The organism is Microbacterium sp. NPDC080005, assembly GCF_040702445.1.
Lineage (GTDB): Bacteria > Actinomycetota > Actinomycetes > Actinomycetales > Microbacteriaceae > Microbacterium > Microbacterium oleivorans_D.
On sequence record NZ_JBFBLD010000001.1, the window covers coordinates 810046 to 830403 of the forward strand.

Here is a 20358-nt window from a genome sequence, read left to right on the forward strand (position 1 = left end):
GACGATCGTGACGGACGCACCGATCGGGATCTTCGACTCCGGAGTGGGCGGTCTCACCGTCGCCCGGTCCGTCTCGCAGCTGCTGCCGAGGGAGTCGGTCCTCTACATCGGCGACACCGCACACTCGCCCTACGGGCCGAAACCGATCGCCGACGTGCGACGCTACGGCCTCGAAGTGCTCGACGCCCTGGTCGCAGAGGGCGTCAAGATGCTCGTGATCGCCTGCAACACGGCGTCGGCGGCGTTGTTGCGCGATGCCCGCGAGCGCTACGACGTCCCCGTCGTCGAGGTCATCGGTCCCGCCGTCCGCACCGCCATCTCGACGACGCGCAACGGTCGGATCGGGGTCATCGGCACGGCGGGGACGATCGGTTCGGGCGTCTACCAGGACATGCTCGGCGTCAATGAGCGGCTGAGCGTCTTCGCGCAGGCGTGCCCGCGTTTCGTGGACTTCGTGGAGGCGGGCATCACCGACACGCCGGACGTGCTGCGCGTCGCCGAGGAGTATCTCGCGCCGCTGCGTCACGCCGGGGTGGACACCCTGGTGCTCGGCTGCACCCACTATCCGTTCCTCGAGGGTGCCATCAGTTACGTGATGGGCCCCGACGTGTCGCTCGTCTCGAGCGACACCGAGACCGCCAAGGACGTCTACCGTCAGCTCGTCTCGCGCGACCTGCTGGCAGGGGCGGACGCCGAACCCACACACGTGTACGAAGCGACGGGGGACTCCGCAGAGGACTTCCTCCGCCTCGCCGACCGGTTGATGGGACGCGGTGTCAGCACCGTCCGTCTCGTCCAGACCGGCGCCATCGACCTACCCAAGGAGACCTCATGACCGAGACGACACGAGCGGACGGCCGCGCCGTCGACCAGCTGCGCCCCGTCACCATCGAGCGCGGCTGGAGCGCGCACGCCGAAGGATCCGCCCTCGTCTCCTTCGGCGGGACGAAGGTGCTGTGCACGGCATCCTTCACCAACGGCGTGCCGCGCTGGCTGACCGGCAAGGGCAAGGGGTGGGTCACCGCCGAGTACGCGATGCTCCCCCGAGCGACGAACTCCCGCAACGACCGCGAGTCGATCAAGGGGAAGGTGGGTGGTCGCACCCACGAGATCTCCCGCCTCATCGGTCGTGCGCTCCGCGCCGTCGTCGACACGAAGGCGCTGGGCGAGAACACGATCGTCATCGACTGCGACGTCCTCCAGGCCGACGGCGGCACCCGCACGGCGGCGATCACGGGTGCCCACGTCGCCCTCGCCGACGCGATCGAGTGGGGTCGGGCGAAGGGCTTCGTCGGCAAGAACGCCAAGGCGCTGCTCGACTCGGTCTCGGCGGTCTCGGTCGGAATCATCGACGGGGAGCCCATGCTCGATCTCGCGTACGTCGAGGACGTGCGTGCCGAAACCGACATGAACGTCGTCGTCACCGGGCGCGGTCTGTTCGTGGAGGTGCAGGGCACGGCGGAGGGCGCGCCGTTCGACAAGCGCGAACTCGACGCGCTGCTCGAGCTCGGAGTGAACGGATGCGGCGACCTGCGCGACATCCAGCTCGCCGCGCTGGCGGAGGAGCGTGCGTGAGCCGCATCGTCCTGGCGACCCACAACGCGCACAAGGTCGAGGAGTTCGGCGCCATCGTCGCGGCGACGCGGCCTGACCTCGAGGTCGTCGGGTACGACGGACCGGAGCCCGTCGAGGACGGGGTGACCTTCGCGCAGAACGCGCTGATAAAGGCGCGCGCTGCCGCCGCCCACACCGGCCTGCCTGCCATGGCGGATGACTCCGGCATCAGCGTCGACGTGCTCGGCGGCTCGCCCGGTGTGTTCTCGGCCTATTGGGCGGGGCATCGCAAGGACGGCGTCGCGAACTACGAACTGCTCCTCGACCAGCTCTCCGACATCGCGAGCCCGCATCGCACGGCGCAGTTCGTCTCGACGATCGCCCTCGTCGTACCGGGCGGTGACGAGCACGTCGTCGAGGGCGTCTGGCCGGGCCGTCTCGCCCAGGCTCCCGCGGGAGAGAACGGATTCGGGTACGACCCCGTGTTCCTGCCCGACGACGCGCAGGGACGCACAGCTGCGCAGCTGACGGCCGCCGAGAAGAACGCGACGTCGCATCGCGCCCGCGCGTTCGAGGCGCTGGTTCCTCTGCTCGCCGCCCTCTAGGAGGCCACCGGCGTCGCGCTGAGCCTGAGAATCGGATTCATTCCCGAGTTGCTCGGCATCGCCGTGACGGCGTCGGCCGCGTCCTACCCTCGAGGTATGCACGATCACGCGCCGAGCGGCATCCGGGGAGGCCATCCCCGTCGGCTGCTCGCCGTCTCGCTCGGCATCACCGCGACCGTCCTCGTGATCCAGCTCGTGGGGGCGATCCTCACGGGATCGCTCGCGCTGCTGGCCGACGCCGGGCACATGTTCACCGACAGCTCCGGCCTCGTGATCGCTCTGATCGCGGCATCCGTCGCCGCGCGACCCGCCGACGAACGCCAGACGTACGGCTACCAGCGTGCCGAGGTGTTCGGAGCGCTCCTCAACGCCGTCATCCTCATCGTCCTCGGCGCATGGATCGCGGTCGAGGCGGTCGGACGGCTCATGGACCCGGCGGACGCTGAGGTCCAGGGTCTGCCGATGCTCGTCGTCGCCGTGATCGGCCTGATCGCGAATGGTGTCTCGCTCTACGTGCTGAGCGCCGCCCAGCGCACGAGCATCAACGTGCGCGGCGCCTACCTCGAGGTCATGGGGGACCTCCTCGGCTCCGTGGTCGTGATCATCGCGGCGGGGGTCATCTGGCTCACGGGCTGGATGCCGGCGGACGCCGTGGCATCCCTCCTCATCGCCGCGCTCATCGTGCCCCGAGCCGTCAGCCTGCTGCGCGAGGTGTTCGCCGTGTTGGGCGAACGAGCGCCCGCGGGGACGAAGGTCGCCGACATCCGCGATCACATCCTCGGGACGGAGGGCGTCGTCGATGTGCACGACGTCCACGTCTGGCAGCTGACGCGCGGCGCGCCGGTATTCACCGCACACGTCGTGGTCGCGCCGGACCACTTCGCCGACGATCGCGCGGGCGCGCTGCTGTCCCGTCTGCAGTCGTGCCTGTCCCGGCACTTCGACGTCGAGCATTCGACCTTCCAGCTCGAGCCCGCCGGTCACGTCGAACACGACGCCCACGCCTGAACCGGGAGGACCGACGCATGACTGATCTGGCGACCCCGAATCTGCCATCGCGGGACTTCGACTCCACCTTGTCGTTCTACGGTCGCCTGGGATTCGCCGCCGCGTACCGCGACGAGGGATGGCTCATCCTCCGTCGCGACGGTGTGCAGCTCGAGTTCTTCCCAGCGCCCGACGTCGACCCGCTCTCGAGCTCGTTCATGTGCTGCCTCCGGGTCGACGAGCTCGACGAATGGTACGAGCGACTCGTAGAGGCGGGTGTGCCGGAGACGACGACCGGCTTCCCCCGCCGTCATCCGCCGCGGATCGAGCCCTGGGGAGGGAGCGTCGCGTTCCTCGTCGACCCCGACGGAACGCAGCTCACCCTCATCCAGAACCGCTGAAACCCGGTCAGTTCTCCATACGAACGTCGTCCGGCGTCTTGTCGGGCCGCAGCCCCCGCCAGCGCGCGTGCCGGAGTGTGCCGTTCGGCGTCGCCTCGGCGTACTCGACCTCGCCGACGACCTCCGGGCGTACCCAGAGCGCATCGGATGCCTCGGCCCGGCCGACGTCGACGAACGGGTTCTCATCGGTCCGCAGCGGGGTGAGAGCCGCGTCCAATCGGGCCAGGGTCGCGTCGCCGAATCCGGAGCCGACGCGGCCGACGTAGTGGAGACCGTCCGGAGTCGGGATGCCCATGAGCAGCGATCCGATCTCGCCCGTTCGTCCGCCTTTCCCTGGACGGATGCCGCCGATCACCACCTCCTGCATCAGGGTGAGCTTCACTTTCAGCCACTGCTCGCTGCGCTGGCCCCGTCGGTAGCTCGACGAGGGGTCCTTGACGACGATCCCTTCCAGGTCGAGGCCACGGGCCGTGGCGAGGGCGTCGTCGACGTCGTCCGCGACGGGCGGCAGGACGATCGGCTCGTCCACGCCGGCAGCGAGCTGTTCGAGGAGTTCCCGCCGCTGTGCGAGCGGCAGTGGCGCGGCATCCGTCCCGTCGATCTCGAGAAGATCGAACAGCATGAACTGCACCGGGATCCGCCGCGATTCACGCTCGATCTCGGCCGCCTTCGTCAGATGCATGCGGTGCTGCAGGAGCGAGAAGCTCGGACGCCCGCGCTCGTCGAGCGCGACGATCTCGCCGTCCACCACGCACGGTGCGGGGCCCAACCCCGGCGCGGCGGTCAACTCGGGGTAGCGCGCCGTGATTTCGGTGCCGCTGCGGGCCCGCAGTCGCAGCTGCTGACCGTCCCAGAGCCCGAGGGCGCGCACCCCGTCCCATTTGAATTCGACCCAGGCCCCCCAGCGCTCCGCCGCGCGGCGCGCCAGGGGAGGGGTGGATGACGTCGCGAGCATCGGCGCCGGGGCGGGCGGCGTCGAGGCGGTCGGCGTCGGCGCGGGCGTTCGCCGAGCGGATGCGGCGGGTGCGGCATCCGTCTTCATCCGGTGGAGGAGCCACTGGGACTTCTCTCCCTCGCCGCTCGTGCGGATGAGGGCAAGGCGCACGGAACCGAGCGGGCCGTCGTCGCGCCCCCTCGCGGTGAAGATCACCTCGTCGGCGCGCCACTTCTCGAGATCGAAGGTGCCGGTGTCCCAGATCGACATCGACCCGGCACCGTACTCACCGGCGGGGATCTCGCCCGCGAAGTCCAGGTACTCCATGGGGTGCGGCTCGGTCATGACGGCCAGATGGTTGGTCGAGGGGGAGTCCGGGATGCCGCGCGGCACCGCCCAGCTGACGAGCACGCCGTCGCGTTCGAGGCGCAGGTCATAGTGCAGGCGGCGGGCGTGGTGCTCCTGGATGACGAAGCGGGCGGTGCCGACGGACGGCGCACCGGCGGGGGAGTCCGGCACGGGTTCGGGCGTCTTCGCCGCGGAGCGTTTCGCGATGTACGAGGTGAGAGGCCCCGCGTCGGTCGGCGCGAGCGGCGCGAACAGGTCGCCGAGGTCCGCGACCCGGTCGAGGACCTCGTCGAACAGCAGATGGCGCAGGTCGGGGTCGTCGAGCTCGTCCCAGCTGCGGGGCGCCGCGACGGTCGGTCGTTCCCGGCCGCGGAGCGAGTAGGGCGCGATCGTCGTCTTCTTGCCGTTGTTCTGGCTCCAGTCGAGGAACACCTTGCCCGGCCGCGCCGCCTTCGACATCTGGCTGACGACGAGGTCGGGGTGGTCGGCTTCGAGCAGGCGTGCGAGCTCCTTGGCGAAGGCGCTGATCTCGTCGCTCGTGCGGGATCCGTCGAGGGGCGCGTAGAGGTGGATGCCTTTGCTGCCGCTGGTGACGGGCAACGGGTCCATCCCCAGGTCGGTGAGGATGGTGCGCGCCCAGCGCGCGACCTCTGCGCACTCGGCGAGCCCTGCGCCGGGGCCCGGGTCGAGGTCGAGCACAAGGCGGTCGGGATTCCTCCGCTCGCCGGTCGCGTCGAACCGCCATTGCGGGACGTGCAGCTCGATCGAGGCCACCTGCGCGAGATAGACGAGGGTCGGTATCCCGTCGACGAGCGGGTAGTCCTTGGCGCCTGTCGAGTGCTCGATCGGGAGGCGGCGCACCCACGACGGCGCACCCGCCTCGAGGTGCTTCGCGAAGAACGAGCCCTCGCTGGTCCCGTCGGGCCAGCGGATGCGGGTGACGGGCCGATCGGCGAGGTGAGGCAGCATCGCCGGCGCGATCCGGGTGAGGTAGTCGATGACCTCGCCCTTGGTGGTCCCCGTCTCGGGGTACATGACCTTGTCGAGATTCGTCAGCCGCAGACGCCGTCCGTCGACGACGACCTCCTGCGGTGCGGCTGGCATGGGCCCAGAGTAGTGCGCAAGCCCTGTCGGAACCGGCTGTGACGGGTGTCTACTGGTGTGATGCGAGCGATCTGGAAAGGCGCCCTGACTTTCGGCCTGGTCAACGTCCCCGTCAAGGTGTACTCCGCGACGGAGGACCACGACGTGTCCCTGCATCAGGTGCATGCGGCCGACGGCGGCCGCATCCGTTATCAGCGCATCTGCGAGATCGACGGGGAGGTCGTTCCGTACGCCGACATCGACAAGGCGTACGACGACGGCGAACGCACCGTGGTGTTGACCTCGGACGACTTCGCGGCGCTCCCGAGTGAACGCAGCAGGGAGATCGAGGTGGTCGAGTTCGTGCCGACCGAGCAGATCGACCTGCTGACGCTCGACAAGGCGTATTACCTCGAACCGGACTCGAAGAGCCCGAAGGCCTACGTCCTGCTGCGCCAGACGCTCGAACAGACCGATCGCACCGCGATCGTCCGCTTCGCGCTCCGGCAGAAGACGCGTCTGGCCGCCCTCCGCGTGCGGGGCGACGTCCTCGTGCTGCAGACGCTGCTGTGGGCGGACGAGGTGCGGGAGGCGTCGTTCCCGGTGCTGGACGAGCCGGTGAAGATCTCGAGCAAGGAGCTGGAGCTCTCGGCATCCCTCGTCGACAGCTTCTCGAGCGACTTCGACCCGACCGAGTTCGCCGACGAATACCAGCAGGAGTTGCGCACGCTGATCGAGGCGAAGCTCGAGAAGGGCGACGCCTTCGACACGGCGGAGACCTTCGGCGAGAAGACGGATGCCTCCGGTGGCGAGGTCATCGACCTGATGGAGGCGTTGCGGGCGAGCGTCGAGAAGAGTCGCGCCGCCCGAGCGGGTTCGGGTTCCGGGAAGAAGGATGCCGCCGCCGACGAGAAGCCGGCGGCGGCGAAGAAGAAGCCCGCGAAGAAGAAGGCGTCCTGATCAGGGGCGCCGGGTCTCGCCGTCGGGGCGCTCGTCGAACGCCTCGGGCTCGAGGACGAGCTGCTGCGCCTCGGCCTGGTCGGTGACGCCGTCGGGTCCGGCGGCCATCTCGCGCTTGACCTTGCGCTTCTCGGCGAAGTAGTGCCACACGATGAAGATGATGGTGCCGGCCACCGCCACCAGCAGGATGACGTCGATGTACTCGGCGACGAACTCGCCGACGCCCGGGATGAGGCTCACGAGGTAACCGACGACCGTCAGACCGAAGCCCCAGATCACGGCGCCGATCAGGTTGTAGAGCGAGTACTTGTGCCATGCCATCTTGCCGACGCCGGCGGCAACCGGGGCGAAGGTGCGCACGATCGGCACGAAACGGGCGAGGATGACCGTCACGCCACCGTAGCGCTCGAAGAACGCATTCGTCCGCTCGACGTTGCTGCGACTGAAGAGGCCGGACTCCTTGCGTTCGAACACGGCGGGTCCGCCCTTGCGACCGATCAGGTATCCGACCTCACCGCCGAGGAACGCCGCGAGACCGATCAGCAGGCCGACCACCCAGACGTTGATCCCGAAGACGCCGTTCGGGGCGTGGGTGACCGGGTTCGACAGCAGGCCCGCCATGATCAGCAGGGTGTCACCCGGCAGCAGGAAGCCGACGAGCAGGCCGGTCTCGGCGAAGACGATGAAGCAGACCACGACGAGGGCCCACGGGCCGGCCGCGTTGATGATGGTCTCGGGATCGAGCCAGGGAAGCAGTGCGAAGGGGTGCACGGAGGTCCTTCGATTCGCGGCGGTGGGCCCGCCGACGGATGGGCGCAAGGTGTGAGGCACGCGGGTGCCTCGTGCGGAAGGGGGGACTTGAACCCCCACGCCCGAAGGCACAGGAACCTAAATCCTGCGTGTCTGCCGATTTCACCACTCCCGCTGGTGCGTTCAGTCTAGGGCGCGCGGTGGGAGACACCTGAGAGGGATATCCCGACTCCTGGCGGCGGTCGGATCAGCTCGGGGTCGTCCAGCAGGGGCGCCCGGAAGTCGGCGTCCACGTGGGGACCTGGGCGAAGTAGTGGAGGATCCCTTCGCCCGCGTGGGGGGGGCGCCGCTCCACGCAGGAGTCGTGGCGTGTGGATAACTCCCGCGCGGCTCCGGGCGGGGTTGCGAGGATCCCAGGCCATGAGCTTCGCGTCCTCCACGACTTCGCCCCGTGGGCAGTCCGCGGTCGCCGAGCGGGTGCGCGAGCGGTTGCGAAGCGAACAGGTCGATCCCTCCCGCGACCCGGACCGCGCGGCGTACATCGCCCGAGCCGAGGTGCGCCGGCACAACGATTTCGCGCTCGCTCGTGGCGTCGACGTCATCGAAGACGAAGCGGCGTCCGTCCGCGACATCCTCTCCACTGTCGCAGGGTACGGGCCGCTGCAAACGCTGCTGGATGACCCCGAGGTCGAGGAGATCTGGGTCAACGCCCCCGACAGGGTCTACATCGCTCGAGAAGGCCGCAGTGAGCGCGCGCCGATCGTCCTGACCGACGCGGCCGTGCGCGACCTCGTCGAGCGGATGCTGCACGCCACCGGCCGACGCGTGGATCTGAGTCAGCCCTTCGTCGATGCATCCCTGCCGGACGGCTCACGGCTTCACGTCGTCATCCCGGACATCACGCGCCGCCACTGGGCGGTCAACATCCGGAAGTTCCTCGCCCGCTTCCGCACCCTCGACGACCTCGTCGCCGCCGGTTCGGTCCGTGCGGAAGCAGCAGCGATCCTGCGGGAGGCGATGCGCGACGGCACGAGTGTGATCGTCTCGGGTGCCACCCACGCCGGCAAGACCACCCTCCTCGGTGCGCTCATCGCCGCCGCGCCCGGGCATCACCGGATCGTGACGGTCGAGGAGACGTTCGAGCTGAACGCGCAGGCGCCCGATCTCGTGGCGCTGCAGGGCCGCCAGTCCAGCCTCGAGGGAACCGGTGAGGTGTCCCTGCGCCGCCTCGTGAAAGAAGCGCTGCGCATGCGGCCCGACCGGCTCGTCGTGGGCGAGGTGCGCGACGCCGAGGCGCTCGATCTGCTCCTCGCCCTCAACACCGGCGTGCCCGGGGCCGCGACGATCCACGCCAACTCCGCGAGGGACGCGCTCCGCAAGCTCGGCTCGCTGCCCCTTCTGGCCGGGCGAAACATCGACCGGGACTTCCTCCTCCCGGCGATCGCCGCGTCCGTCGGACTCGTCGTCCACTGTCGACGGGATGCTGACGGTCGCCGCGCGGTCGTCGAGATCGCCGCTCCGACAGGTCGGGTCGTCGACGGCGTCGTCGAGACCCGGTCGTTGTTCGGCGGTGACGACGGATGACCACGCTCCTCGGCATCACCCTGGCCGCCGGGATCCTGCTCGCTCTGGCGCCGTGGCTCTGGCCACCGCGCTCCGCAACCCCCGCGCCCGGACGACGGGACGGCGCATCCGCTCGGCTGCTCCAGAACGCCGGATTCGGGCACGCCACACCCGGTCACCTCGTCGCGACCTCGTGCGCTGCGGGAGCCCTGTCGGGCGCGGTCGTGTGGCTCGTCACGGCACTGCCCGCGTTCGCTGCGGTCGCCGCAGCTGCGGGATCCTTCGCACCGGCAGCATGGCTGCGCGGCCGAGCCCGCCGCCGCCAGAAGAGCCGTCGACAGCTCTGGCCCGACGTGTGCGATCTGCTGGTCGCATCCGTGCGATCCGGGATGTCGCTGCCCGATGCGGTCTCGGCGCTCGGGGAGGTCGGTCCGCCGCCCCTCCGTCCGGCCTTCGCCGCCTTCGCCTCCGACGTCTCGGCGTCAGGACACTTCGACTCGAGCGCACTGCGCCTGAAAGCCCGGCTCGCAGATCCCGTGGCTGACCGCATCCTCGAGGCTCTCCGCATGGCACGACAGGTGGGTGGTACCGAACTCACCAGCGTGCTCCGCGCGTTGTCCGCATCCGTCCGGGCGGAGGCGGCACTTCGCGCCGAGATCGAAGCGCGTCAGTCGTGGATCCGCGGCGCCGCTGTGCTCGGAGTGGTCGCGCCCTGGGTGATCCTCGGACTGCTCGCTCTCCGCCCCGAGGGTGCGACGGCCTACAGCAGCCCCGACGGGGTTGCCGTGATCTTGCTGGGGGCTGCGGTGTCGGTCGTCGCCTTCCGGCTCATGCTCGGCATCGGCCGGCTGCCGGAGCCGCGGCGGTGGTTCGCATGAGCGGGCTCACGGAGGTGGCGATCGCCATCGTGCTCGGCACCGCGTTCGCCGCGGGCATCGTGCTCGTCGCCACGCGGGTGCCCCGCTTGGCCGCCCCGACGCTGTCGCGGCGTATCGCGCCGTACCTTCGGGACATCGCAGATCCGCGTGGTCTCACACCCCTGGATGCGGCCGGATCGGAATGGCGGACGCGACGCGACCGTCTGATGGCCGCACTGGGCGGCGCGGCCCGACTGGAACAGCGTCTGCGCCAGGCTGGATGGACGCAGGATGCCGCGGCTTTCCGCGCTCGCCAGCTCACCTGGGTCGTGCTGGGGTCTCTCGCCGGCGGGATCGTGCTCGTGGCGTTGGCGCTGATCGGTCGCATGAGCCCGGGCGCCGTCGTGCTCCCGCCGGCAGCGGCGGTCGCGGCTGCCGCCTTGCTGGATCTGCGGCTGACGTCGGCGGGACGCAGACGTCGAGCCCGTGTCGAAGAGGAACTGCCGACGCTGCTGGAGTTCCTCGCGCTCTGCCTGGCCGCAGGCGAAGGGCTCCGTGATGCCCTGCGGCGGGTGGGGGAGCTCGGCTCGGGGGAGCTCGGCTCGGGGGAACTGACGGTCGAGATCCGCCGAGCGGTCCTGGACAGCGGCACCGGCTCGAACCTCTCCGACGCGCTCGTCGATCTCGGTCGACGACTCGACGTGCCCGCCCTCGCGCGGGCGCTGGAACACCTCGTCGCGGCGATCGACCGCGGCGCGCCGCTGGCAGGCGTGTTGCAGGCGCAGGCCGGCGACGCGCGCGAGGACGCCAAACGTTCCCTCATCGAGAGCGCCGGCAAGAAGGAGATCGCGATGCTGTTCCCGATCGTGTTCCTCCTGCTGCCGATGAGCGTCCTCTTCGCCGTCTTCCCGGGCATCGTCATGCTGCGGCTCGGGGTCGGCTGACTCATGTTCGAAAGGAGAACACCATGATCCGTTCCACACTCTCCCGACTGCGCACAGTCTGGGGTGCCGTCGTCACGGACGTCCGCGACGACGAGAGGGGCGACGTGCCCGGCTGGGTGCTCATCACGTTGATGACCGCCGGACTCGTCGTCGTGATCTGGGCCCTCGCGGGGCCTGCGCTGGCTCAGCTGTTCGAGCGGGCGATCGACCAGGTCTCGAGTTTCTGAGAACCTCGAATGCGGCGGCTGCTGTCTGACGAACGCGGATCGACTCCGGTCGAATTCGTGCTCGTGGGAGTGCTGTTGACCGTGCTGACGCTCGGCGTCCTGCAGCTCGGACTGGCCGTGTACGTCCGCAATGTCGTCCATGACGCCGCAGTCGAGGGCGCGTACCACGCGGCTCTCGCCGACGTCGAGACCGCGGCCGGCGCGCAGCGGGCCCGCGAAGTCGTCGAACGGGCCGTGGGGGATGGGTTCGTCGAGACCGCGACGGCCGCGGACTCGACCGCGCTGGGCTACGACACGGTCGCGGTGACGCTCACGACGCGGCTCCCACTGATCGGACTGCTCGGCGTGCCGCACGGATGGGAGGTGACGGTCCATGCCGCGGCTGAGGTTCTCGAGTGAGGCCCTCCGCGACGACGAGCGCGGGTCCGCCGCACTCGAGTTCATCGTCGGCGGAGTGGTCCTCCTGGTGCCCATCGTGTACCTCATCGTGGCGCTCGGGACCATCCAGTCGCATGCCCTCGGCGTCGAGTCGGCGTCACGACACGTCGCGCGGGCCGTGTCGCTTGCGGAGGGCGCCCGGGATGCCGACGCCCGCGCGGTAGCGGTCCTCGACTCGATCGTTCGGGAGTACGACCTCGACCCCGACACGATCGAGGTCGACGTCTCGTGCGTGGGGGAGTCGGCGGCGTGCCCCGGGGCGGGGGAGACCGTCCGGGTGACGGTCGCGGCGTCCGTCCCCCTGCCTCTCGTGCCGCCGGTGCTGGGACTCCAGGATGCGGCCCGCGTCGGTGTCGAGTCCTCCGCCGTGCAGAAGGTGTCGCGGTACTGGAGGGACGGATGACGGCGCGCGACGACGACGGCAGCGTCCTCCTGCTGACCATCGGCTACGCACTGCTCGCACTGGTCCTCGTCTTCGTCTGCGTCGACGCGACGAGTCTCTACCTGGCGCAGAAGCGGACGCAGGCGGCAGCGGATGCCGCGGCCCTGGCGGGCGCGGACGGTTTCACTCTCGAGGTGCGGGACGGTGAGCCGCGGGCGCAGCTCACCGATGCGGGAGTCCGCGAGCAGGCGGAGGCGCTCATCGAGGTGGACGGTGGGGTGAGGTTGATCTCGGCGGTGACACCCGACGGCGTCTCGGCGCGCGTGACCGTCTCGGCGACGTGGCATCCGCCGATCTCGTCGGTCTTCGTCCCCGCTGGTGTCGCACTCGACGCGACGGCGACGAGCCGCACCTCGCTCGACTGACGAAACGAAGGGAGACCGTCAGCGGCTCACATGCGGCAGGAACCGCGGCAGCCAGCGCACGAAGGCGACGGCTCCCAGCAGGCCGATCACGCCGACCGCACCGGCGGCGAACGACAGCGACGAGATCGCCGTGATGCCGGTCACGATCAGCGGGGTCGTGGCGCCACCGGCATCCGTCAACGTCCGCCACGATCCGAGGAAGGGGGCGGGGTCGTCCTTCGGGGCCAGATCCGCGCCGATGGTCAGGAGGATGCCGCTCGAAAGACCGTTGCCGACGCCGAGGACCGCCGCGAACAGTGCGAACCACATCTCGGCGGATTCTCCGTCGTGGGTGAACGACAGCGCGAGGAAGCCGCTGCCCATCAGGATCATGGCGGGCAGCGCGGCCCACAGGCGCCCGAAGCGGTCCATGACCTGACCGCTCGCGTAGAAGAGGGCGAAGTCGATCGCGCCGGAGACACCGACGACGAGCGCGATCGACTGGGCGTCGAGGCCGATCGAGACGCCCCAGAGGGGAAGCACCACCTGTCGCGCGGAGCGCACGGCCGACAGGCACGCCGCCGCGAGACCGACGCGTGACAGGACCCGGCGATGCCGCCACATGGTGCGGAAGACGCCGACGCGCTCAGCCACCGGAATGGACCCCGTGACGGGTTCACCGGAGTCCTCGGCATCGTGGCTGCGCGCGGGCGCCGCGACGAACTGCTTCTCCGGGTCAGGACCGAACGTGACCAAGGCGATGAGCGCGACGAGGCAGACCGCGAAGAACCAGATCGTGGCGCGCTCGTCTCCGAAGAGGCCGATGAGCGCGGCAGCGATGAACGGCCCGGTGAACATTCCGAGGCGGAACGTGCCGCCCAGGAGCGACAGCGCCCGCGCCCGGAACATGACTGGCACGCGCGTGGTCATGAACGAATGGCGCGCGAGACCGAACGCGGCAGCGCACGAGCCGATGAGGAAGACCGCAGCAGCGAACACGGGGAGCGCGGGCACGAGAGCGGCGGCGAGGGAGACCGCCAGCGCGAGCGCGCCGGCGGCGATCATCGTCACCCGTTCGCCCACGCGGGCGACGGCCCACCCGGCCGGAAGGTTGCCCACCAACTGGCCGACGACGAGAAGAGAGGCGATCAGCGCGGACAGGGCCACATCAGCGCCGAGACCACCGGCGAGGATCGGGATGAGGGGGATCACCGCGCCCTCGCCGATCGCGAAGAGCACCGTCGGCGCGTAGACCATGGGTCCGAATCGCCAGAGCACCTCTCGGGCGCTGGGGGAGTCGGGGCGGTCGGTCATCGGCATCCACGTTACTCTGGAGTGTCATGCTTGAATTCGATCCGTCTGCGGACATCCAGGCCCTCCGTTCCACCTTCGGTGAGATCAAGGCGGTCGTCGATGTCGACGCACTCTCCGCCGAGATCGCCCGTCTGTCCGACGAGGCGGGTGCTCCTGACCTCTGGGACGACGTCGAGAAGGCGCAGAAGGTCACCAGCGCGCTCAGCCACCGGCAGTCCGAGCTCAAGCGCATCACCGAGGTCGAGCAGCGCCTCGACGACCTCGAGGTGCTCGTCGAGCTCGCGCAGGAGATGGACGACGAGGATTCCGCGGAGGAAGCGCGTCGCGAGATCGCCGACCTCGAGAAGGTCATCAGCCAGCTCGAGGTGCAGACGCTCCTCGACGGCGAGTACGACGACCGCGGTGCGGTCGTGACGATCCGCTCCGGTGCCGGTGGGGACGACGCCACCGACTTCGCCGAGATGCTCATGCGCATGTACCTGCGCTGGGCCGAGCGCCACAAGTATCCCGTCAAGGTGATGGACACCTCCTACGCCGAAGGCGCGGGCATCAAGTCCGCCACCTTCGAGGTCGACGCCCCCTACGCCTACGGCACGCTGTCGGTCGAAGCCGGCACGCATCGCCTCGCACGCATCAGCCCGTTCGGCTCCGCCGACAAGCGACAGACGAGCTTCGCGGCCGTCGAAGTCATCCCCGTCATGGAGGAGGCCCAGGAGGTCGACATCCCCGAGGGCGACATCCGGGTCGACGTCTTCCGGTCGTCCGGTCCCGGTGGCCAGTCGGTCAACACGACCGACTCGGCTGTTCGCCTGACGCACATCCCGACGGGCATCGTCGTCTCGATGCAGAACGAGAAGAGCCAGATCCAGAACCGCGCGGCCGCCATGCGCGTCCTGCAGACGCGCCTCATGCTTCTGCAGAAGGAGGAGGAGGCCGCGAAGAAGAAGGAACTCGCCGGCACTATCACCGCGAGCTGGGGCGACCAGATGCGCTCCTACTTCCTGTACGGCCAGCAGCTCGTGAAGGACCTGCGCACCGGGCATGAGGTCGGCAACCCTGCCGTCGTCTTCGACGGCGACCTCGACGGGTTCATCGCGGCCGGCATCCGCTGGCGCAAGCGCAAGGACGACGACTGAGTCGATCCGGAGAGATCCGGCGAACTTTTTCCATCCAGCTGCATCCATAACTGGACGACGCACGGAATACCTCTGCAACAGCGCGAACACCTCGCGCCGAATCAGAAGGAGTTCCCATGCGCAAGACACTCTCCGCGGGCGTCGCCCTCGGTGCCGCCGTGGCATTCGCTGCATTCGCCCCGGCATCCGCTGCCACCTCCGACACCGCCGACCTGGCGGTCCTGCACGCGATCCCGGACACGCCTGTCGACGTGTACGTCGACGGTGAGCTGACGATCGACGATTTCCAGCCCGGCGACCTCGGCGGTCCCCTCGAGCTGCCCGGCGGGACGTACTCAGTGGCCCTGACCGCCGCTGACGCCACCGACGACTCCGACCCGGTCCTCGGACCCATCGATCTCGCGCTCGAGGCCGGCATGAACTACACCGCGGTCGCGCACCTCGACGCCGAGGGCACCCCGACCGCCAAACTGTTCACCAACGACACCTCCGAGACGGCCGCAGGCGAAGGGCGGCTGACCGTCCGCCACGTGGCCGCAGCGCCCGCCGTCGACGTCCTCGCCGGCGGCGAAGCGGTCATCACGAGCCTCACCAACCCCAACGAAGACTCGCTCGATCTGCCGGCCGGGACCGTGAGCGCCGCCGTCGCGCTCGAGGGCACGACCGACCCCGTGATCGGTCCGGCCGACGTCGAGATCCAGGAGGGCGTCCTGACGATCGCCTACGCCTGGGGCTCGGCGGAGGACGGCAACCTCGCCCTCGCCACGCAGACCGTCGACGGCCTGCACTCGGGTCCTGACGGCGTCAACACGGGTTCCGCGGGTCTGGTCGCCGAGAACGGCGCGAACGGCTGGCTGATGGCCGGGGGTGCCGCGCTCATCGCCGGTCTCGTCGCCGGCGGCGTGTACGCGGCCCGGGCCTCGGCTGCCCGTCGCTGAGTTCCCGACATGCGCCGCCCGTCGCTCATCGCCGTCGCGCTGACGGCCCTGATGCTGGCGGCCTGTGCACCGGTGTCGGGGGTGGGGTCATCCCCCTCCGGCACCGGTTCGGGCGCGGCCGGGACGGTCTCCCCTCAGCCTGCGGCTCCCACACCGCGGGCCTCCGTCCCGGTCGCTCCCGCCACTCCGCAGGCCGTCGTCCGCGTTCCGGCACCGGAGCGCATCGCCATCTCGTCTCTGGACGTCGACATGCCCGTGGAGTCCGTCGGAGTCGAGGACACCGGCGAGATGGAGATCCCGGAGCGCCCCTCGATCGCCGGGTGGTACCGCTTCGGCAAGGCTCCGGCTGACGCGGAGGGAACCACCGTGATCGCCGCCCACGTGGACGACCGGGAGTACGGGGTGGGTCCCCTCGCGAAGCTGCGCAATGCGCGGGAGGGGGACGAGGTCACGGTGACGGATGCCGACGGCACGGTCACGACCTATGTCACCCAGTCCGTCACCTACATTCCCCGCGCGGAGCTTCCCGTCGACGAGCTGTTCACCCGCGAGGGTCCCCGCACCCTCGCCGTCATCACCTGCGGTGGTGATTTCGATCGGCAGACCCGCACCTACAGCGATAACGTGGTGCTCATTGCGAGGGCGCAGTCGTGACGATCACGGTGCCCCGGCTCGCTGCACGGAAGGAGCAGGCCGTAGACGACGACGCGCACCTCGCTGAACGGTTCGCCGCCGGCGACGAGACAGTGGTGAAGGCGATGTACGACCGCTGGTCGAGGATCATCTACACGCTCGCCGTCCGATCCCTCGGTGACACGACCGAGGCGGAGGATGTCACGCAGCGGACCTTCGTCTCGGCGTGGACGTCCCGCTCGTCCTACCGCGTGGACGGCGCCCCCCTGGGTGTCTGGCTGATCACGATCGCCCGGCGCCGTATCGCCGATGCGCACGAAGCGCGGGCGCGGGCCGCCCGTCTCGAGGAAGCGTTGAAAGCCGTCGTCCCCGAGGCGGTGGCCGAGCACGACGTGTCGGATGCGATGCTCGTGGCCGACGAGGTCGCGCAGCTCGAGCCCGACGCCCGTGCCGTTCTCGCGCTCGCGTTCTACGAGGATCTCACCCACCAGCAGATCTCCGACAGACTGGGGATGCCGCTGGGCACCGTCAAAAGTCACATCCGACGAAGTCTCACTCGCCTGCGAGCCCGATTGGAGGCGCACCGTGTCACATCTTGACCCCGAGGTCGCCGCCCTCCTCGCGATGGGGGAGCAGGTCTCCGACGATGATCAGCGTCACCTCGACTCCTGTCCGGAGTGTGCGGCGGAAGTCGCCTCGTTCGCTCGTGCGGTCGAGGCCGGACGTGCGACGCGCACCGGTGAGGAGTTGCTGACACCGCCGGACCGCGTGTGGGAATCGATCCGGACCGAACTCCATCTGCCGAACGAGCAGGCCGGCGACGACGAGACGCCGGTCTCCTCCGACGTCCCGTCGGCAGCGACGCGGCACGTGGCGCGCCGGCGCCGAGTGAGTCGCCGCCCGGTCTTCTTCGTCATGGTGGGTGCCGCCGTCGCTGCCGTCGCCATCATCGCCGGCGTGTGGCTGTCGGGCGGCATCGTGCCGCGCCCCGAGCTCATCTCGGAGGCCCGTCTGGACGGCTTCCCGACCTGGGCAGGCGCCCGGGGCGAAGCGATGCTGGAACGCGTCGACGGGCACGACCGCGTCGTCGTCGACCTGACGGCGTCCCTTCCCGCCGACGGGTACCGCGAGGTCTGGCTGCTCACCTCGGATGCGTCCGACCTGATCAGCCTCGGCGTGCTCGACGGAGACACGGGCACGTTCGACGTGCCCGCAGACGTCGACCTGAGCCGCTTCACCGTCGTCGACATCTCGCAGGAGAGCGTCGACGGCGACCCGGGTCACTCGGGCGACTCCATCGCGCGGGGAACCCTGGCAGCCCCCTGAGTGCGCGGGAGTGTCGCTGACGGGTGCGGCGCCCCCGCCGCTTAGGCTCGTCTGGCCATGATCCGCTTCGAAAAGGTCTCCAAGAAGTACCGCGGCACCAGCAAACCCGCTCTCAGCGACGTCGAGTTCGACGTCCAGCGCGGAGAGTTCGTGTTCCTCGTGGGCGCCTCGGGCTCGGGGAAGTCCTCCTGCCTGCGCCTCATCCTCCGCGAGGACACCGCATCCGACGGCCGGGTCGTCGTCCTGGGTCGCGACGTGCGCGGCCTCAGCACCCGCAAGGTCCCGTACTTCCGTCGCCACATCGGCTCCGTCTTCCAGGACTTCCGGCTCCTGCCGAACAAGACGGTGTTCCAGAACGTCGCCTTCTCGCTGCAGGTCATCGGCTCGAGCCGTGCGTTCATCCAGCAGTCCGTGCCCGAGGCCCTCGCCCTGGTCGGGCTCGCGGGCAAGGAGAAGCGTCTGCCCCACGAGCTCTCCGGCGGTGAGCAGCAGCGCGTCGCGATCGCACGGGCCATCGTCAACCGCCCGCAGATCCTCCTGGCCGACGAGCCGACGGGAAACCTCGACCCCGGCACCTCGATCGACATCATGCAGCTGCTCGCCCGAATCAACGCCGGCGGCACGACGGTGGTCATGGCCACCCACGAGGCCGGCTTCGTCGATCAGATGCAGCGGCGCGTCATCGAGCTGCGCGGCGGGGTGGTCGTGCGTGACGAGCGCCACGGCGGGTACGGCGACACGTCGGGGCTGCCCGTCCTGACTCCCGAGACCGTCAAGGGCGCCGCCGCGACGGCCGCGCTGACGGCTGTCCTCGAACTGCAGAAGCAGATCGCGCACGACACGGGCGCGGTCGAGCCTCTCCCGGAACCCATCGCCCCTCCCGCGCCCCAGCCCGAGACCGTACTGCCCGCCGTCCCCGTCGTCGACGACCCGCCGCCCGTCACCGAGGTGCAGACGGATGCCGGGACCCGGGTCGCGGCATCCGAGCCCGACACGGGCACTCGAGGCATCCCGATCGCACCCGCCGAGATCGACCTCGGTGAGATCGACGGGCTCGGGGCGGCCGACCGTCTCGGCCTCGGGCGCCGCGACGACGACGAAGTGGGGCCGACCGCATGAGGGTCCGCCTCGTCCTCGGCGAGGCCCTGACGGGTCTGCGTCGCAACGCATCGATGGTGATCTCGGTCATCCTCGTCACCTTCGTCTCCCTCACGTTCGTCGGAGCTGCTCTACTCATGCAGATGCAGATCGCCAAGATGCAGGGCTACTGGCCCGAACGCGCCCAGGTCGCGATCTTCATGTGTCGGGACGGGTCCACTCAGACCACCTGCAGCGACGGCCAAGCCACCGATGAGCAGCTCGCCGCCGTGAAGCAGACGCTCGAGAGCCCCGCACTGGACGGCATCGTCCGGAGTGTGCGTTTCGAGACGCGCGAGGAGGCGTATCAGAACGTCCTCGATCTGATGGGCGAGGACTACGCGGACTTCATCACACCGGAGCAGCTCAACGAGACCTACTGGGTGAACCTCGACGACCCGACGCAGACGGACGTCATCGACGAGGCGTTCTCGGGTGTCCAGGGCGTCGAGGAGGTGACGGACCAGATGGAGTACCTGCAGCCCCTCTTCTCGGCTCTCACGATCGCGACCTATTTCGCTGTGGGCATCGCGGGGCTCATGCTCGTGGCGGCGGTGCTCCTCATCGCCACGACCATCCGCCTGTCGGCGTATGCGAGACGCAAAGAGCTCGGCATCATGCGTCTGGTGGGTGCGTCCAACCGGTTCATCCAGACGCCGTTCGTCCTCGAGGGTGTCTTCGCGGCCTTCATCGGCTCGGCGCTCGCCAGCGTCGCGGTCTGGTTGGGTGTGCAGTACGGCGTCCACGGATACCTCGTCGACGAAATCGACTTCGTCACGACGTGGATCGACGGACGGGACGCTCTCCTCGTGATCCCGGTGATCGTGGGTCTGGGCCTCGTCCTGGCGGCGTTGTCGGCGAGCTTCGCCATCCGCCGCTGGCTGCGCACCTGAACGCGCGCCTCCGTTAGACTGGCAGGCCGGTCGCGCGCGGAGTGCGGCCTCGTCGAGGAGTCATCATGCCCAGGGAACGCGGGGAACAGGTCATCGCGACCAACCGTCGCGCGCGCCACGAGTACGCCATCGAGAAGACCTACGAGGCCGGTCTCGTGCTGACCGGCACGGAGGTCAAGTCCCTTCGGCAGGGGCGGGCGAACCTCAGCGACGGGTATGCCTTCATCGACCGCGGCGAGGCCTGGCTGGACGCCGTCCACATCCCCGAGTACTCGCAGGGCCACTGGACCAACCACGCCTCCAAGCGCACGCGGAAGCTGCTGCTCCACAAGGACGAGATCGTGAAGCTCTCGCACGCGGTGGCGGCGGGTGGGTACACCCTCATCCCGCTCAAGCTCTACTTCTCGGACGGTCGGGCGAAGGTCGAGATAGCCGTCGCGAAGGGCAAGCGCGAGTACGAGAAGCGGCAGACGATCCGCGAACGCGAGGACAAGCGCGAAGCCGAGCGGGCGATGCGCAGCCGCAACCGACTGGGGGAGTGACC

24 protein-coding genes and 1 tRNA gene are annotated in these 20358 nt (G+C 69.6%); 21 read left to right on the forward strand and 4 right to left on the reverse strand.

The features are described from left to right. The first annotated feature begins 7 nt into the window (after nucleotides 1–7). From murI to AB0259_RS03840, 5 genes are all read left to right on the forward strand, one after another. On the forward strand, nucleotides 8–835 hold the full coding sequence (gene murI / locus AB0259_RS03820; RefSeq protein ID WP_251580363.1) for a glutamate racemase: 828 nt from the start codon (nucleotides 8–10) through the stop codon (nucleotides 833–835). Next, a complete protein-coding gene (gene rph / locus AB0259_RS03825; protein ID WP_366220547.1) occupies nucleotides 832–1575 on the forward strand; it encodes a ribonuclease PH in 744 nt (247 codons plus the stop codon). Before murI ends, rph begins: the two co-directional genes overlap by 4 nt. Further along, nucleotides 1521–2159, forward strand: a complete 639-nt coding sequence (gene rdgB, locus AB0259_RS03830; protein ID WP_366220545.1) for an RdgB/HAM1 family non-canonical purine NTP pyrophosphatase — start codon at nucleotides 1521–1523, stop codon at nucleotides 2157–2159. The genes rph and rdgB overlap by 55 nt, the downstream gene beginning before the upstream one ends. 96 nt (nucleotides 2160–2255) lie before the next feature. Beyond that, nucleotides 2256–3167 (forward strand): cation diffusion facilitator family transporter, encoded by a 912-nt coding sequence (locus AB0259_RS03835; RefSeq protein WP_366220543.1) that lies wholly within the window; start codon nucleotides 2256–2258, stop codon nucleotides 3165–3167. Between the two features lie 17 nt (nucleotides 3168–3184). Beyond that, nucleotides 3185–3547, forward strand: coding sequence for a bleomycin resistance protein (locus tag AB0259_RS03840; protein WP_251580367.1), 363 nt, complete (start codon nucleotides 3185–3187; stop codon nucleotides 3545–3547). 7 nt (nucleotides 3548–3554) lie between these two features. Here AB0259_RS03840 and AB0259_RS03845 read toward each other — a convergent pair whose 3' ends face one another. After that, nucleotides 3555–5933: an ATP-dependent DNA ligase gene (locus AB0259_RS03845; RefSeq protein ID WP_366220541.1), complete on the reverse strand. Its 2379-nt coding sequence runs from the start codon at nucleotides 5931–5933 to the stop codon at nucleotides 3555–3557. A 60-nt stretch (nucleotides 5934–5993) separates the two neighbouring features. Here AB0259_RS03845 and AB0259_RS03850 point away from each other — a divergent pair, with 60 nt between their 5' ends. Continuing rightward, complete coding sequence (locus tag AB0259_RS03850; RefSeq protein WP_366220539.1) at nucleotides 5994–6872, forward strand: Ku protein; 879 nt, start codon at nucleotides 5994–5996, stop codon at nucleotides 6870–6872. Here the strand turns inward: AB0259_RS03850 and AB0259_RS03855 are convergent, their stop codons facing one another. Both AB0259_RS03855 and AB0259_RS03860 read right to left on the reverse strand, forming a co-directional pair. After that, the gene (locus tag AB0259_RS03855) at nucleotides 6873–7643 is read right to left on the reverse strand and encodes a VTT domain-containing protein (RefSeq protein WP_366220537.1); all 771 of its coding nucleotides are present in this window, start codon (nucleotides 7641–7643) and stop codon (nucleotides 6873–6875) included. 72 nt (nucleotides 7644–7715) lie between these two features. Continuing rightward, a tRNA-Leu gene (locus AB0259_RS03860) sits at nucleotides 7716–7797 on the reverse strand. 245 nt (nucleotides 7798–8042) lie between these two features. On the opposite strand from AB0259_RS03860, the gene AB0259_RS03865 reads away from it, so the two are divergent. Genes AB0259_RS03865 through AB0259_RS03895 form a run of 7 tightly spaced genes read left to right on the forward strand, consistent with a single transcriptional unit; the run spans nucleotide 8043 to nucleotide 12458 of the window. Beyond that, nucleotides 8043–9206 (forward strand): ATPase, T2SS/T4P/T4SS family, encoded by a 1164-nt coding sequence (locus AB0259_RS03865; RefSeq protein ID WP_366220535.1) that lies wholly within the window; start codon nucleotides 8043–8045, stop codon nucleotides 9204–9206. Beyond that, nucleotides 9203–10063 (forward strand): type II secretion system F family protein, encoded by an 861-nt coding sequence (locus AB0259_RS03870; RefSeq protein ID WP_366220533.1) that lies wholly within the window; start codon nucleotides 9203–9205, stop codon nucleotides 10061–10063. The genes AB0259_RS03865 and AB0259_RS03870 overlap by 4 nt, the downstream gene beginning before the upstream one ends. Beyond that, nucleotides 10060–10986: a type II secretion system F family protein gene (locus tag AB0259_RS03875; RefSeq protein WP_366220531.1), complete on the forward strand. Its 927-nt coding sequence runs from the start codon at nucleotides 10060–10062 to the stop codon at nucleotides 10984–10986. The genes AB0259_RS03870 and AB0259_RS03875 overlap by 4 nt, the downstream gene beginning before the upstream one ends. A 23-nt stretch (nucleotides 10987–11009) precedes the next feature. Then, complete coding sequence (locus AB0259_RS03880) at nucleotides 11010–11213, forward strand: hypothetical protein (RefSeq protein WP_366220529.1); 204 nt, start codon at nucleotides 11010–11012, stop codon at nucleotides 11211–11213. A gap of 9 nt (nucleotides 11214–11222) precedes the next feature. After that, nucleotides 11223–11612 carry a TadE/TadG family type IV pilus assembly protein gene (locus AB0259_RS03885; protein WP_366220528.1) on the forward strand — a complete coding sequence of 130 codons (390 nt, stop codon included), beginning with the start codon at nucleotides 11223–11225 and terminating at the stop codon, nucleotides 11610–11612. After that, nucleotides 11587–12054: a TadE family protein gene (locus tag AB0259_RS03890; protein WP_366220524.1), complete on the forward strand. Its 468-nt coding sequence runs from the start codon at nucleotides 11587–11589 to the stop codon at nucleotides 12052–12054. The genes AB0259_RS03885 and AB0259_RS03890 overlap by 26 nt, the downstream gene beginning before the upstream one ends. Next, the gene (locus tag AB0259_RS03895) at nucleotides 12051–12458 is read left to right on the forward strand and encodes a pilus assembly protein TadG-related protein (RefSeq protein WP_366220522.1); all 408 of its coding nucleotides are present in this window, start codon (nucleotides 12051–12053) and stop codon (nucleotides 12456–12458) included. The genes AB0259_RS03890 and AB0259_RS03895 overlap by 4 nt, the downstream gene beginning before the upstream one ends. A gap of 18 nt (nucleotides 12459–12476) precedes the next feature. Here AB0259_RS03895 and AB0259_RS03900 read toward each other — a convergent pair whose 3' ends face one another. Further along, the gene (locus tag AB0259_RS03900) at nucleotides 12477–13751 is read right to left on the reverse strand and encodes an MFS transporter (RefSeq protein ID WP_366220520.1); all 1275 of its coding nucleotides are present in this window, start codon (nucleotides 13749–13751) and stop codon (nucleotides 12477–12479) included. 26 nt (nucleotides 13752–13777) lie between these two features. On the opposite strand from AB0259_RS03900, the gene prfB reads away from it, so the two are divergent. The 8 genes from prfB to smpB all read left to right on the forward strand — a co-directional run bounded on the left by prfB (nucleotide 13778) and on the right by smpB (nucleotide 20356). Then, nucleotides 13778–14887 carry a peptide chain release factor 2 gene (gene prfB / locus AB0259_RS03905; protein WP_251580379.1) on the forward strand — a complete coding sequence of 370 codons (1110 nt, stop codon included), beginning with the start codon at nucleotides 13778–13780 and terminating at the stop codon, nucleotides 14885–14887. A 116-nt stretch (nucleotides 14888–15003) separates the two neighbouring features. Then, entirely contained in the window at nucleotides 15004–15825 is an 822-nt protein-coding gene (locus AB0259_RS03910) for a DUF4397 domain-containing protein (RefSeq protein ID WP_366220518.1), read from the forward strand. Nucleotides 15826–15834: 9 nt separating this feature from the next. Next, the gene (locus AB0259_RS03915) at nucleotides 15835–16479 is read left to right on the forward strand and encodes a class F sortase (RefSeq protein WP_366220516.1); all 645 of its coding nucleotides are present in this window, start codon (nucleotides 15835–15837) and stop codon (nucleotides 16477–16479) included. Further along, nucleotides 16476–17057, forward strand: coding sequence for a sigma-70 family RNA polymerase sigma factor (locus tag AB0259_RS03920; RefSeq protein ID WP_251580382.1), 582 nt, complete (start codon nucleotides 16476–16478; stop codon nucleotides 17055–17057). Before AB0259_RS03915 ends, AB0259_RS03920 begins: the two co-directional genes overlap by 4 nt. Beyond that, nucleotides 17044–17784 (forward strand): anti-sigma factor, encoded by a 741-nt coding sequence (locus AB0259_RS03925; protein ID WP_366220514.1) that lies wholly within the window; start codon nucleotides 17044–17046, stop codon nucleotides 17782–17784. The genes AB0259_RS03920 and AB0259_RS03925 overlap by 14 nt, the downstream gene beginning before the upstream one ends. Before the next feature lie 57 nt (nucleotides 17785–17841). Next, a complete protein-coding gene (gene ftsE / locus AB0259_RS03930) occupies nucleotides 17842–18903 on the forward strand; it encodes a cell division ATP-binding protein FtsE (RefSeq protein WP_366220512.1) in 1062 nt (353 codons plus the stop codon). Beyond that, nucleotides 18900–19814, forward strand: coding sequence for a permease-like cell division protein FtsX (ftsX, locus tag AB0259_RS03935; RefSeq protein ID WP_366220510.1), 915 nt, complete (start codon nucleotides 18900–18902; stop codon nucleotides 19812–19814). The genes ftsE and ftsX overlap by 4 nt, the downstream gene beginning before the upstream one ends. Nucleotides 19815–19879: 65 nt before the next feature. After that, a complete protein-coding gene (gene smpB / locus AB0259_RS03940) occupies nucleotides 19880–20356 on the forward strand; it encodes an SsrA-binding protein SmpB (protein ID WP_251580386.1) in 477 nt (158 codons plus the stop codon). Nucleotides 20357–20358 lie beyond the last annotated feature (2 nt).